10 protein-coding genes and 1 tRNA gene are annotated in these 14,868 nt (G+C 41.8%); 2 read left to right on the top strand and 9 right to left on the bottom strand.

Annotated elements, in window-relative coordinates; translation table 11 throughout:
- Positions 1–43: 43 nt before the first annotated feature.
- From F1644_RS10190 to F1644_RS10170, 5 genes are all read right to left on the bottom strand, one after another.
- Positions 44–1,636, bottom strand: coding sequence for a PKD-like family lipoprotein (locus tag F1644_RS10190; RefSeq protein ID WP_118303830.1), 1,593 nt, complete (start codon positions 1,634–1,636; stop codon positions 44–46).
- Between the two features lie 18 nt (positions 1,637–1,654).
- Positions 1,655–2,359, bottom strand: coding sequence for a DUF4843 domain-containing protein (locus F1644_RS10185; RefSeq protein WP_118303832.1), 705 nt, complete (start codon positions 2,357–2,359; stop codon positions 1,655–1,657).
- Positions 2,360–2,377: 18 nt separating this feature from the next.
- Complete coding sequence (locus F1644_RS10180; protein ID WP_158571847.1) at positions 2,378–3,913, bottom strand: RagB/SusD family nutrient uptake outer membrane protein; 1,536 nt, start codon at positions 3,911–3,913, stop codon at positions 2,378–2,380.
- Positions 3,914–3,931: 18 nt separating this feature from the next.
- Positions 3,932–7,351, bottom strand: a complete 3,420-nt coding sequence (locus F1644_RS10175; protein ID WP_229782403.1) for a SusC/RagA family TonB-linked outer membrane protein — start codon at positions 7,349–7,351, stop codon at positions 3,932–3,934.
- A gap of 79 nt (positions 7,352–7,430) precedes the next feature.
- Positions 7,431–8,600: a FecR family protein gene (locus tag F1644_RS10170; RefSeq protein ID WP_118303836.1), complete on the bottom strand. Its 1,170-nt coding sequence runs from the start codon at positions 8,598–8,600 to the stop codon at positions 7,431–7,433.
- Positions 8,601–8,800: 200 nt separating this feature from the next.
- Between F1644_RS10170 and F1644_RS10165 the strand changes: the two genes are divergently transcribed.
- The gene (locus F1644_RS10165; RefSeq protein WP_118303838.1) at positions 8,801–10,186 is read left to right on the top strand and encodes an MATE family efflux transporter; all 1,386 of its coding nucleotides are present in this window, start codon (positions 8,801–8,803) and stop codon (positions 10,184–10,186) included.
- Between the two features lie 18 nt (positions 10,187–10,204).
- On the opposite strand, the gene F1644_RS10160 is transcribed toward F1644_RS10165, so the two are convergent.
- A complete protein-coding gene (locus tag F1644_RS10160) occupies positions 10,205–10,822 on the bottom strand; it encodes an HAD family hydrolase (protein ID WP_118303840.1) in 618 nt (205 codons plus the stop codon).
- Positions 10,823–10,848: 26 nt separating this feature from the next.
- Entirely contained in the window at positions 10,849–13,257 is a 2,409-nt protein-coding gene (locus F1644_RS10155; protein ID WP_118303842.1) for a TonB-dependent receptor, read from the bottom strand.
- A gap of 362 nt (positions 13,258–13,619) precedes the next feature.
- Here F1644_RS10155 and F1644_RS10150 point away from each other — a divergent pair.
- Positions 13,620–13,704: transfer RNA gene (locus F1644_RS10150), tRNA-Leu, on the top strand.
- A 105-nt stretch (positions 13,705–13,809) separates the two neighbouring features.
- Here the strand turns inward: F1644_RS10150 and F1644_RS10145 are convergent.
- Positions 13,810–14,454 carry a nucleotidyl transferase AbiEii/AbiGii toxin family protein gene (locus F1644_RS10145; RefSeq protein WP_118303844.1) on the bottom strand — a complete coding sequence of 215 codons (645 nt, stop codon included), beginning with the start codon at positions 14,452–14,454 and terminating at the stop codon, positions 13,810–13,812.
- A complete protein-coding gene (locus F1644_RS10140; protein ID WP_087421441.1) occupies positions 14,451–14,783 on the bottom strand; it encodes a hypothetical protein in 333 nt (110 codons plus the stop codon). The genes F1644_RS10145 and F1644_RS10140 overlap by 4 nt, the downstream gene beginning before the upstream one ends.
- Positions 14,784–14,868 lie beyond the last annotated feature (85 nt).

Below are 14,868 nucleotides of genomic sequence, written 5' to 3'. Positions count from 1 at the left end.
TTCCCTCCTGTCTTAACAGGAGGGAAATAGAGAGACTCTTCTACTAGTATGCTATTTTTGCATTTAGATAATTAGCTGATTTTCCATACTTGAATGCCGAGTGAACAATTTTGCCTAATCCGGAATAATGTTGAATTTCGATTGAATTATCGGTTAACGGGTCAATATCTCCTCGAGCAATTTTATCAATGATATTCTTTGTTATATTGCAAATATAAAAATGTCCGTCGCTGAATGCAAATCCCATTTCAATGGCGTTTCCGTTGGTGTGCATGGATACGAGGTCGCCTGTGGGGGCATTTTCTCCTGTTCCGAAGTCTTTATAGAGATAAATTTTATCATTACTCCAGCGATAGAAATAAACTTTTTTACCAATACTAAAGAACAAATGAGGATCAGCAGTAAAAGACGTACCGGTGCCTCGTAATAGACAATATTGTGTTTTGTCATCAATGCCATATCCTGAAGCAAATTCTTTTTGTTCTGGTTTGGTAACGGTTATACGATAATTTGATGTAGAAAATGTGAGCGTCGATACTTGGAGGTAATGATTATTTGTAGTGTTATCTTTTAAAACATGGACGAGATAACAGCTGTTGGTGGATTCATTACATGTTTCTGCGTATGCGAGATCGATGTTCGCATTCATTCCGTTGCAAAAATCGAATGCTCCTGGGTAACTCTCATCCGTGTATCCTTTCGTGAAAATAGGGATGGCATAAGGGATTGTCGAAGTGTTATGGTATGCCAGCCACCTTTTGTTAGCATTGTCAAACATTAATTGGAAATTGGTTGATCCCGGGAAGGTGAAATAAGTAAACGATGTATTACCACTCACATGTAGGAAAGGTATGGTGGAATAAGAAGCTGTTTGAAACATGCTGGTTGTTTTTCTATTGATGCGGTCATAAATTTCTCCTTGATCCGTGAGCAAGAGTTCCGGGCCTTTATGAGTGTACGCTACCCGAATCGGGTTGAAACCGGCATAAGGATATTCCCCCCCGATAAATTCCTCTTCTGTCCGGATTACTTTCTTGAAATTACTCCCGTCTAGTTCAATCAAACCCTCTCCTCCTTTTTGCATGATGAGAATTTCGTCCGTTTTGGTCGTGTAATGTGTTTCCATACGATATGGCTTGGAACCTAACGGGTCGTTAGGATAGAGGGTCTTGTAAACATCGGGATAAAGTTCGTAGGTTTGCATATGGATAAATGATAAGGCCGAGTGCCCGTCTGTCTCATCCTCGGCAAGAATAAGCCATCCTAGGAAATATTCAGAACTGACGGTCAGTTTGAAATCTTGTCCATAGGTCAATTTATTTGTGCGGTCTGTCATTTGGAAAGTCAGGTAGAAAGTTCCTGCATCCGTGAACGTGTGTTTCAATACTTTCTCGGTAGACAATTTCTCCCGTCCGTTGTAGGTCCACAGGAAATCATAATTTGTCGAATCGGTATTAGCCCATTCGATCGTCGGGGTATATGCTTTTTCCTTCCCGACGGGGAAATTAATATCATCGTCAGATCCGATAATTACATTCGGCATATTGAATTGAAAATCTTTTGATTCATCATCAATACAACTGGTCATGAAGTAACTCGCTATGAAAAGGATACTTAAATATATAATGTTTTTCATAAAAGTCTATTTTATAGGTTATTTCAGTCTTCCTCCGGCCACGACAGTCATCTCTGTTTCGTCTGCTTCAAGTACGGTGTTGCCTGCTGCTTTTTGTTCTTCCAAGTATTGTTTGAATACGAGGGCGTAATGCCTTATCGTGCTTTCGTCGGCATCGGTTAGGTCAACCCCGACAATACTGTTGAAAAGGCTGTATTTTAGGTCGGAATAAGTGCCTAGGTAATAAGAAGTTACCGTACTGGTCCACCAGTCGGGTTGTGAGATGATGTTGTGGAACCAGATAATGGCAACCTGATACATACTTTCCCCTTCCGTGAAGTTCTCGTTATTTGCCAATTTAATCACTACACGTACCTTGTCCGAGTCCAACTTGGAAGAGTATTTTAATTTAATGTAACACGTGTCTTTGATGGCCCCGGCTTTAAAGATGAGTTTATCGGGTATTTTGTAATCAGAGGACAGGGCGGTGGTGTATTCATCCATCACTACAATTTTGTATTCTTCGTCTTGGTTGCTGAAACCGGAACTTTTCACGACAACCGGAAAATTGATTTCGATCTCGCCCGGATAGGTAAAGAACGATATATCTGATGAGTCTGCTTCGGACTTCTCGAAATAAATAAAACGTTCCGATGTATTGTTATTATAGGTAAGAATTTCTTCTTTTGAGCAACTATATAATGAATAGATAGCTCCTATCACGATTATATATATATATTTCATATTGCTTTATTTAAAAAATCAATAATAAGCAGTTTCACTGTCTGGCATGGGTAGAACATACCAGCCATCCGGTACGGTTTTGTTTGCGGGAGTCCCGTTGTAAAGTTTGGGCCAGTTGAGTTTTTTCAAGAAATGCCAAGTCTGTCCTCTGGCAATGAAATCACGGTTTGCTTCATTAACTAACTTTTCCATAAAACTATCATAATCCGAGGCGGAAACGGTGTTTGTACAACCACGGGCATCCCTGATTTCTTTCAAGAGAGCCAGGGCTTTGGGTATTTCGCCGCGTGCGGCAAGACATTCAGCTTTGATGAGATAGATTTCCGGTAATTCCAACACGGGAATAAGCGGGTTACTATAGTTTACTATGGAGTTATTCGTTGAGTAAGAGGCGTCTTGCCCGTCCCATACCCGATAGCGATAATTACTGGAATTATAGAGATCCGTGTATCTGTAGTCTTCTGTTAAATCGCCATCGAAAAGGTACTGGGGATCAACCATTCTGTTATAGATGCTACTGATGGCAGTTTTGTAATTGTCACAAACTTTGTCATTCCAAAATGCAATGAGGGGTTCCGGGATGCGTTTCCCGTCTATGGCGTTCGGGTTCGATGTGGCTTTGGGATTTTTGGAATACAAATGGAATTTGTCACTCCCTACCCAATCATTCAGAATTGTATCGGCGTATTGTTCGGCCTTGGTGTTGTCCCTCATGTAAGAGTAAACTCTGGCCAGTAGAGCCGTAGCCCCCCAATAGTTGAAACGGTATCCTCGGAAAGCAAAGAAACCGTCACCGTATCCTTCACGGGTCCCGTCGGATTTTAAGTTTAAAACGCCTTGGAAAAGTACGTATTCTATATTGTCCATTCGATTTCCGTTTACGATCCATATACTCTTATTACGAAGTTCGTCGACGTCGATGGGTCTTAATGTCTGCTTTGCATATTCTAAATCCTCGATAATGGAAGTTAATACTTCTTCTGTGTTTTTGTGTTGGGGTAACAAATCGGGATAGTCCGTTACGTATGGGATGGTAGTTCCCTTGTAACCGGTAATCGGAGCCGGGGCAAAGAGCCGGAGCATTTCAAAATGTAGAAGGGCTCGTAATCCGCGGGCTTCAGCCATGATCATATCTTTTTCCCATGTGTACTCAAAATTTGCATTGCTGCCCTCGATCTGTTTGAGTAAATTGTTACAGTTTGCAATGGCATTGTAGGCCGCTCCCCAAATATTCGAGACGATTGTTTTCGTGTTGTTGTCGGTGTAAACATCGTATTGAAGTGGACCCCGATATTTGGGAATTGCATAACCGGATTGATAATTCCAGCTGATGGAACTGAGAAGCCCCCAAGTTAGTTCTTGACCGTAAAGGTTTTCCGATGTCACAAGTCGATAAACTCCGATTAGGGCACTTCTGAAGCCTTTAGCTGATGAGAAGGCATCGTCTTCAAGCACTTCATCGTTTGATCCGGTCTCCAGCCAATCATTACAGGAATATAAGCATCCGGAAAAGAATAGGGCTAGAGCGATCGGTAATATTTTAATATTTTTCATAATGGGCATCATTAAGTGTTATAACGTGATGTTCAAACTAAAATTAAAGGTTCGGGCAAAAGGGTAGGATGTTCCTCTCTCTTGCTTGATGGACGAGAACGTTGCTATATCTTCCATGTTGAATTGTAAACGTACCATGCTTAAGCCCCACCTCTGTACGAGCTGGCGGTTTAAATCATACCCCAGCGAGAAAGAGTTAAAAGTCAACGTGTTGTCGTCTTGGACGAATCGGGATGTCGGGCGAGTAACATAGGTCCGGTCCTTGATACTTTTCAAAGTAGCCTGATCTCCGGCTTGTTTCCAGCGATCGGTTAGGATTCTACGGTCTCCACTGTATTTCTCAAGGTTGACGTTTTCCACTGCAACTAACGTGTTGTTATAAGCTTGACCTCCCCACCTGTAAGAAAACGTCGAGTATAATGTCAGGTTTTTCCATCTTAGGTTTAAACCGCAAGTTCCGGACATTTTCGGATCGGAGTCTCCCAAACATTGTTGTTCTGCTGATGACCATGTGTAAGTGACCGTCCCGTCTCGTTTGATGTAGAGTTCATCTCCGGTGGCGGGATCAATGCCGTAGGATTCCATACCATAAATAGCGGATAAGGAGTTTCCGACCTCGTATTTGGTGAAGGGGGTGCTATAAATGCTGTTCGTGTTATCACTCGAATATTTGGAAAAGAACTCGTCGATTTGTTCGTTATAGTTTTTTAAAGCGTCTCCGATTTTTGTGATGACATTTCTGTTGTGGTTTACATTGGCAAAAAGATAAACATCCCAATTTTTAGCGGAATAGATTCTGGCGTTGATTTTAATGTCTACTCCTTCATTCAATACTTCGCCGACATTACCTTTGTAAGTGCTGAAACCGGAAGACGATGGAATAGAAATATTTTCCACTTGATCCATAGTCTTCTCGTGATAATAGTCGACATTTAACGACAACGTATTTTGGAATAGAGAGATTTCAGTTCCCAAGTTTAATTTCCTCACTTTCTCCCACATCAAATCTTCATTACCTAAGGCTTTTAATGTCATACCCCACATATCTTTATAGGGAGCATCGTATAACATATTATAAGTCGTTCTTGCTTGATAGGGACTAAAATTAGCTTTACCAGTCTGTCCGTAAGTGGCTTTGATCTTGAATTGGTTCAAAAAATCCACTCCCTGCATGAAAGCATAATTGTGGAAGTTGATCCCCGCTCCGAAAGACCAGAACGTCCCCATCTTCTTGTTGGCACCAAATGCGGACGAACCGTCATAACGTCCGGAAACATCGAATAGATAGATATTGTTGTACGTGTAGTTGAATTGCAGATAGGTGCCAAAACGGCGGGTATTACTGTCTTGAAATGTCGGTTCGTCCTTGATCATCAAGGCGTTGCTTGGAGATGGTACGGCTCCTTCGACAAATCCTTCATAATAGGCATATGTGGAATTTGATTTCGTTTCGGAAGCCTCGACACCTAGCGTGAAATTGAGATTATGCTTACCAAGCTGCCTGTTGTAAGATAGTAAGGCGTTCAAGTTCCATTTGCTGGTTCTGATTTCTCCATCCTTGTAGGTCCCCTTTTCGTAAATATCCGAATTGCTGAACGTGCCTGAACTGGGATCCACGTACATGTCTTCATCCTGTAATTTAAAGGATGCGCTGAATGTGCCTTTTAGTAATAAATAATTATTGATATACCAGCTTACACTTAGGTTATCAATAAATTCTTTGTATTTACTTTTGTCGAAACTGTCAATGGACGCCTCGTAAAGGGGATTGGTAACGTAAACGGGCATGCTCACGGATGACCGGATATTTCGGTAGATACTGAAAATCTTGTAATAATTGCCTGTTTCCGGATTCCGGGGAGTTAAATAAGGTTTCATTTGCACGTAATTGCTAAATGTCCCGTAAGGCGAGTTTTTAGATGACATCAGGTTAAATGTCGCCTGATTTTTGATTTGTAAGTTTTTATAACGATAGTCAACTGTGATTCCAGCTCCGCTCACGTTCCGGTACGAACCTTTCATCACCCCGCCTTTGCGTTGGTAGTTTAAATCCAAGCCCCATCGCAAAGATTCGCTACCACCGTCGATGTAAAGGTAGTGTTTGTGATTGAATTCGTTTTGTAAAGGTTTGGAAATCCAATCCGTATCAACCCCCCGGATGATGTTGTTGTACAGATTGGCATAATTGATCAGACCTCCTGCGTTCCCGTCATCCTTCGTGTCCGATTCGAATAATCCGGCGTAATATTCGGCTTCCAAAGCTTCTCTTGCGTTCAGTAAATTGTAACTACCGAGATCTGGAGCGGTAAGGGAGGCTGTACCGGAATAGCTGATGCGTATCTCTCCGGCAACGGGTGCGGATGTTTCTATAACGATCACTCCGTTGGCGGCCCTTGAACCATAAACGGCTGTGGCGGCTGCATCTTTTAGGATTGTAACACTCTCGATACGATTAACATCCATATCGTATACTTTCTCCATGTCAACTTCGAACCCGTCTAGAATGAAGATCGGTGCGCTCGGATTGTTTTTCAAGGCAAATTCAGATACGTCATCAGAAGTCAATCTATCCAGTTCTTTTAATTCTGAGGTCCCCGAACGTCCGCGAATGTAATATTCTGGCATTGTGTTCGGATCGGATCCCATGACATTATTCTGGATCAATTTGAAGGAAGGATCGAAGGCGGCCAGAGCTTTCATCACATTGTGGGGTGATACTTTCAGCAAGTCGGCTTTGCTCACTTTCGTGGAGGTTCCTGTGAAACTCTCTTTACGGATCGTGGCATATCCTGTTACCACTACATCGTCTAATGCTTTGGTCTCTTCTTGCATAATCACGTTCAGAAACATTGTTTGCGTTTGTATCGGGATCTCCTGTTTTTGCATACCGATAAACGTGAACACAAGAGTCGGGTTCTTCATTTCGGGAAAGGTTAACGAGAATTTACCTTCTTTATCGGTAGCAACACCCAAATTGGTTTCTTTAATTTTGATCGTGACGCCGGGAATGGGAATGGAATCTTTATCCATGACCTTTCCCCTTATCGTGATTTTTTTTATCTCTTCCGGGGACTCCTTCACGGGAGAAATCACGATAACGTTATCGATAATCCGGTATTTGTAATTCGGTCCGAAAATGGTTCTTACGACTTCATCTAAAGTCGCTTTTGAAAAATTAATAGATAACTTCTGTTTGACATTAATCTCTTCTTTACTGAAAAAGAAATCTTGTTTGAGTTGCTTTTCCACTTCTTGCAATATTTGTATAAGCGAAGTGTTTTCTAGTTTTAGATTGACCAATGCCTGCTGAGCATAAACATGGGCCGATAAATGCGTGAGACTCACGCATAGAAAAAAGATCACGAGTTTCATAATTCGTAATAATTTAATGAATTTTTTACACGTGTAGGAATAGTTCTGACTTCGTTTTTTTTTCATAACTTCGTGCGTTAAATAATTACTAAAGTTTTATATCGAGACTTTGTAGGGATTGGTGACAACAATCCCTATTTTCTCCTTATTTGTATACTGTAATCGTTCTGTTTTTCACGCTGAATCTGATATCAGTTGCTTCCGAAATCATGTCCAGTACTTTTTCGATGGACATATCTTTATTTATAACACCCCTGAATTTGTGTTTTTTTATTGTTTGATTCTGGTAAAACACGTCAATGTCGTACCAACGTTGTAATTGACACATGATAAGTTCTAAACTCATGTCATCAAAAATAAAGCGCCCCTCTTTCCATGCGATATAATTGTTCACGTCTACTTCTTGGATACTTGTGTTGCCTGTGGTCGTGTCGGTGACACATTGAGTGCCAGGTTCTAGTATGACTTCTTGCTTATTTTTGTTGGAAATGAATTTTATGGAACCGTTGACCAGTGTGGTATATACACACTGGTTGTCTGCGTATGTATTCACGTTGAATGTTGTTCCCAAGACCTCGATGGAAGCGTTGTTTATATTTACAATAAATGGTTTTGTGCTATCTCTTTTTACAACGAAAAGGGCTTCTCCTTTTAGAAATACTTCTCGTTTCCCGGATATAAATTTAACCGGGAAATGTAATTCCGATTCGGAATTAAGCCACACTTGAGTCCCGTCGGATAATTCAAGTGGATAAAATCCCCCGGTGGGAACGACTAAAGTGTTGTGTATTTCTGATTCCGGTAGATTACTTGTGTTTATTCTGACTTGGGAATAACTTAAACCTGATAATGAATCATTTTTTACTCCTTCAATAAGTGGATTATCAATTATCTGAGTGAGATTGCCGAGTTCTCTCACGTCCCCGTCAGGTAGTATCAGACGGGCTTGGTGGCTGCCGGGAGTGATGATGGCAAGTTCCGTTTTAGCCTTAACAACTTCCGTTATATTCGGAGAAACAATGCCATGATAGATGAATAGTCCGATAATAAAAATAGCTGCTATGCCGGAACTCCAGTAGGTTATCAGACGTCGGTTCCGGTTTTTTCGTATTTCCTGTTTGATGTGTAACCCGACCTCTTTTTTTATTTTTTTATAATCTTGGTTGGATAACTTTTGCCGGATTACAGTGATGTCGGTCATTAATGCAAGATGAGCGGGGTCTTTTAACCATTCTGCAACTACTTCATCGTTTAACATTTCACGATGATTCAGAATTGTGAAAACAAATTCGATATCTTGTTTGTTATAATCCATCTTCTTTTTTATTAATAGAACAACGTCCCCCTGAAAGTGTATGACATTGTTTTTTATTTTTTTTGAAAATGGAAATAGGGTAAGGTTATAAAGGGAAGATGATTTTTTGTTGAATGCTCTGAAAAGACAAAGATATTCCCAAGAGGAAAACGAAGGGTTTTTAGAATATTATTCTCTATTTTTGCCGTCAAATACGAGACATGATGAATTGGCTGCAAAAATATAGAGAGGATTATTCGGCGACGATCAAAATCGGGGTGCCGATCGTGTTGGGACAATTAGGGATTGTGGTTGTCGGATTGGTGGATAATATTATGGTGGGACATTTCAGTACGTCCGACTTGGCAGCCGCTTCTTTCGTGAATAGCGTGTTTAATATTCCGATCCTGTTCGGGATGGGATTTTCTTATGGCTTGACACCTTTGGTCGGGCAATTCTTTGGTCGAGGTGATAAGTTCAGGGTTGGCGGGTTGTTACGTAACAGCCTGTTGGCAAATTTTATGATTGGGTTATTCCTTTCTGTGACGATGGGAATTATGTACTTGAATGTACATAGGATGGGACAACCGGAAGAGTTGCTACCCTTGATTCGGCCTTATTTTCTGTTGCAGTTGACCTCTCTCGTGTTTGTCATGATGTTTAATAGTTTCAAGCAATTTGCTGATGGCATCACGGATACAAAGACTTCCATGTGGATTATGTTGTCGGCTAACCTGCTGAATATTATTGGGAATTCTCTCTTGATTTATGGTGTGTGGGGACTTCCGGCATTGGGATTGACGGGAGCGGGGATTTCTACTTTGGCCTCGCGAATTTTCATGTTCGTGGCTTTTGCTATTCTCTTTTTCCGGAAACAATCTTATCGACGTTACCTTGTCGGCTATCACCGAACGACTTATAACACGGGAGATTTGAAAGTACTGAATAGAATGGGGATGATGGTCGGTTTACAAATGGGAATGGAGACAGCATTATTCAGTATCAGTGGGGTTATGATCGGTTGGTTGGGAACGGTTCCCTTGGCAGCCCATCAGGTGGTGGCCTCTATCTCCACGTTAGGGTTTATGGTCTATTATGGAGTTGGATCGGCTGTTTCTATCCGGGTGAGTAATTTCTTCGGGCGGGGAGATATTGCTGGAGTCCGACGGGCAACTTTGGCAGGAACCCATTTGCTGGGATTATTGGCAATCTCGGTTTCCGTGTTCTTTTTGTTGGTGCGGGAGCATATCGGGTGGTTATATACTTCGTCAGAAGATGTGGTAAACTTGGTTGCCGTGTTGATGGTTATTCTGGTATTTTACCAGTTTGGTGACAGTTTACAGATCATTTTTGCTAATGCCTTGCGTGGCGTGGCAGACGTGACCTCTATGGCGGTGATCTCCTTTATCGGGTATTTCGTGATTGCGTTGCCGGTTTCTTATATCTGTGGTTTCGTGTTGGATTGGGGAATCGAGGGAATATGGGTAGGTTACCCCGTGGGCTTAACGCTTACCGGGGGAATGATGTGTTGGCGATTCTATCATTTCTTGCGAAAAAAGGATAGGAATGTCAATAATCATGTTGGCACTCCTACTCGTTCTCGGTAATTCTCGGATTTCGTGTATTTATAATTTCGGATTCAGAACATTCTCCTTTAGTCTTTCCCGGATTTCCTCGTAGCCTTTGTGCCTGTCGGTGAAATGTACCGTGTTAATTCCTACTGCTTGTGCGGCCTTCACGTTGGGTTCCAAATCATCAATAAACAGACACTCTTCGGGTTTTAAATGATAGCGATTTAGAATCAAGTCGTAAATTTCCCGGTCGGGTTTCACCATGTGTTCTAGGGCGGATATGATTTGCCCGTCGAAGTACTTGAAAACTTCCCGTGTTTTCAGGTAATCGTAGAAATCGACAGACATATTGGAAAGACAATAAAGTTTGAATCCCCGTGCGTAAAGTTCTTTAATCAAAGTTTCAGTTTCGGGAATGGAGACCAATGAATGTTTCACGTGTTCCACGAATTCGTTACAGTCTTCGGGTGGGCAACCGGATAAGATGGCGACTTTGTTGATCAGTTCTTGGCGAGTGACGTCTCCCCGGTCGTAGTCCCGCCAATCGTTCAGGAAAAGACGGTTCTCTCTGACAAAATTCACGAGAATAGGATTCCCTCTAAAGGTTTCAATTACTCGTTTGGCATTCCATTCAACAACAACTCCTCCCAGGTCAAAAATAATATTCTTCATATTTTCAGTGTTAATCGGTTATCTATTTAAAAATCAATAATAATACCCACGGACGGTAATAATGTTCCCGTGTCATTTTTGATGTATCTCATCAGGTAGTGATCCGGGTGTTCGGGGTCGATTTTGTAACTTCCGTCCGGGTTCTCCTGCGGTACGAGCAGATCGGGGCTTTTCGTCTTGTGGTTATAGATATTCTGTATATCGGCATACAGGATTAATGACCATTTTTTGAAATAAAAACTCCGGTCAACCCGAATGTCCAGCTGGTGGAACGAGGAGGCCCGTTCGCTATTGAAACGGGAGTAGTCAAGATAAGGTTGCCGCTTGGCATCCCAAGCTGCTATTAGTGAACTGGTCTCTGCATCATAAGGAGTGAAGGGAGCCCCGTTCGTGATTCGCCATTTCATACCTATATCCCAGAGACCTAACTTGCGGGTTGCCGTGAGGGAAAGGATATGGCGGTTGTCCCAACTGCTGGGAATATATTCCGAGATCGGGTGCAGGTCATGATCCATTTTCTTGAACTCGGAATAGTAATACGTGTAAGCGAGCGATGCCACGATCCCGAAAAATTCCTGCGTGCGAACCATCAGTTCTACCCCGTACGCTTGCCCCTCGCCGAGAGATTTCACGGGTTCGTCACCTACCGCCACGTAATCGGTACCTTTGTTGGCAAGTACGATGCTATCCAGTAGGGAGACCGGGTAATGGTCGTACGTTTTGTAGAACCCTTCCAGTGTGATTTTTGTCCGGCTACCGGGGCGATATTCCAGACCGACCACGTAGTGGTTTGTCCCGATATATTTCAACCCGTTTTGTTTATTTACTAGGTTTCCTTGTTCGTCGGCATATCCCATCGTGGTGTACGAGGGAAGTTGATAATAGCGTCCGGCATTTGCATTGATAAACCATTCGGGGGAGAGCGAGTAGGAGAGAGACAACCGGGGTGATACCTGTTTGAAAGGATTGTTCATTCCCGACGTGTAACTGTTCCCGTCAACTCGGACTCCTACCGAAACTGCGAGACGTTCCAGAAAGAAATTTTTGCTGATTTGCCCGAAAAGAGACCATTTGAAAAAATCAAAATTCTTGTCGTAGCGTACATGATTCAACTCTCCGAGGGTGTATAATTCTCTTGTTGTCTTGTTTTTGTAAGTAGCGTATTCGATCCCGGCCCCGACATTCAACTTGATGTCGTGTCGTAACAAATGATTGTGTTCGAATCGGAATTTATTCTCCGTTTCGCCGGAATTGTAATCCACCAGTTTCGCTTGGCTTTTGTCGTTGTTGGTGTATTTCTCGATCTCGTTTTGCAGGGTACTGCGACTGAGTACGAAAAGGTGGTTCCAACGGTCCCCGTAATGTTTGTAAGTAATTCCGATCGTGTAACTCCATTGCACGCTCTCAGGCAGGTAGTTGAGCATGTATCTTTGGTCATCATCGGGAGCTTTCATCCCTTTATTGAGATGATTAACATCGTATGCCCCGATGCCCAGTATGGTTAATTCGTTTTTCTGATTGAACTTTGTTTCCGTCTTGAACTGGAAATCATTATACACGGGCAGAAAAGGGAGACCGATCATATCGAACAGGAATTTCAGGTAACTCCTGCGGGCGGACATGATGAACGTGGTTTTAGGTGCTAGAGGCCCGTCCAGCGATAACCCGAAATCCGTTGCCCCTAAAGTCCCACGTACTTTTATTTTGTCCGGGTTTCCCGCTATTTGGCGGAAGTCAAGCAGGGAACTCATCAGGTTTCCCCGGGAAGCAGGGAATGCACCCGAGTAGAAATTTACCTCCTTCACGAAATCGATGTTCACGATACTAACCACACCACCCGATGCCCCTTGTGTGGCGAAGTGGTTCAAGTTGGGCAATTCCACGTCATCCAAGTAAAAGCGGTTTTCGCTGGGGCCTCCACCTCGAACAATAAAGTCATTTCTGAAAGCGGGAGAGGAAAGGACTCCCGGCATGGATTGTAATACTTTCGATATATCTCGATTCCCACCCGGGTTTTTCTCTATCTCGGCGATCCCGATGCGTTGTAAAGAAACAGGACTTTCCACTGCTTTGCGGAATGGATTGGCCTTGACCGTTACTTGTTCCAAGTTAACTTGGCTTTCTTCCAGACCGACGTTTACCGTGCGTTCTGAGGCCGTGTTTACCATGAATTCTTCCGATAATTTTGTCGTGTAGCCGATGCTGCTTACTTCCAGGCGGTTGAAACCCAAAGGCACGTTTTCTATACGAAAGTATCCGTTTTCGTCGGCTGCCGTGCCTATGCTTGTTTTCCAAATCACCACGTTGGCAAAAGGTATTGGTTCATTGTTTTTACTATCAAAAACCCGTCCTTTCACGACACCTTTTTGTTGTGCGGAAAGGCAAAGTGGAAGAAATAATAATAGGGTAAAAACAAATCGTATAATAGTTTTCATGTTTTTTTGTATCTCTTGCAAAAGTAATTAAAATAGCTGATTTGTCAACAGGGAGATAACCTAAACTAATTCCAAACTTAATTCGGGGATATAGTTGGGTAATGATACGGCCACGCCCTTTTATGGCCCTTTCATTACCCTTTCATAGCCCTTTGCCAATAGAGTTACATGAGGATGACAACGATGTGTGCAGGATTGTATGAGATTATAACCCGAAGAGTTGTTTGAGTGTGCAATTGATTTTCTTGGGGTTATGGAAATGAGAGAATGTTGTTGTAAATATTTTCTGCTTTTTCTTGTAAAAAAAATGTCATTTTGTTTGGAGTTTGAGAAAAAAGATCTACTTTTGCACCCGAGTTCACGCCCAGGTGGCGGAATTGGTAGACGCGCTGGACTCAAAATCCAGTGTCCCTTAAAGACGTGCGGGTTCGATTCCCGCCCTGGGTACTAAAAAATCGAAAGATAACCCTCTTGGTCAGATGATTGAGAGGGTTATTTTTTTAGAGTAAATTAATCAGAACGTGGGGATTAAGAATCAGCTAGAAATTTTGTTTACGCTTCTATCAAGCAAGATTTAATATACTCCTCGATTTCTTGGGGAGAAATGGTATATAATGGTTGTAATTGTTCAAAATGGCTATCCCTGTTGAAACGTTTACTATTTGTTAGTATGGCTAAAAGATTTTTGGATTTCAGTTTATGTCCGGAGTATGTTAAAACTAATGTGATTAAATCATGGATTGATGTTCCGCTTTTAAGGATGGAATAAATGTCATAGTAATCTCTGAAATTACTTCTACGTAACATGACTTCCATTTTCATGGCACCGATAGATTTTATATCAGCTATTTTTAAATTATTCAAAAATTCTAAAGGTTCACTAACAGGGGAGTATTTGTCACAAGCATAAAAAGAGAACTTTACTCCAGATACTAGAAATTCGACATGATCTATATCCAGTAAATCCCGGTGCTGTATTTCCCCGATAGTGGCAAGTTCTTTTTCTATTTGAAACCAGGCGACTTCCATCTTCTCACTCTTGCTTGTACGCCATTTCATAAAATCCAAATCCTCGCTCTGGCGAGTTCCTAATTGCAAGGACAAGGCTGTGCCACCCACGAGAGTATAGGACTTTATATGTTCTAGTTTTGAAACGGATTCAAAAATTTCTCTTGTATGAGGTGCTAGGCCTTTCATCGTAATAACTTGTTTGAATGACGGGTTTCCATGGCTTTTATGTATGCATCGGGCTTTTTTATTTTAAAAAAGTACCATGCAAGAAAACGGTTCAGGGTGTATAGATAATCTCCTTGTGGTATCAAATAATCCAACCAAACCTGTTTTATTTTTTTGAGTGGGTAAATTGAAAATAGTTGTTTAATCTCGTCCATGTCTAGATATAACAAGGTTTTTTCAATTAATATGTCATCTGAAACTTCTTTAATTGAGTCATCCTTGAAAGACCAAAAGCGATGTTCTTGTTTTAGTTTTTCTAACAAGTTAAGTTTTAGTGCATCTACTGACATGGTATTATTCGTTACTCTTTTGACAAAGATAACGATTGTTGGAGATAAAACAAAACAGTCAGAAGTGACAGGTTGTTAAATATTA

This window comes from Butyricimonas paravirosa (assembly GCF_032878955.1).
GTDB lineage: Bacteria > Bacteroidota > Bacteroidia > Bacteroidales > Marinifilaceae > Butyricimonas > Butyricimonas paravirosa.
The sequence above is the reverse complement of the archived record's forward strand: the minus strand, read 5'-3'. Positions and strand labels throughout refer to the sequence as shown.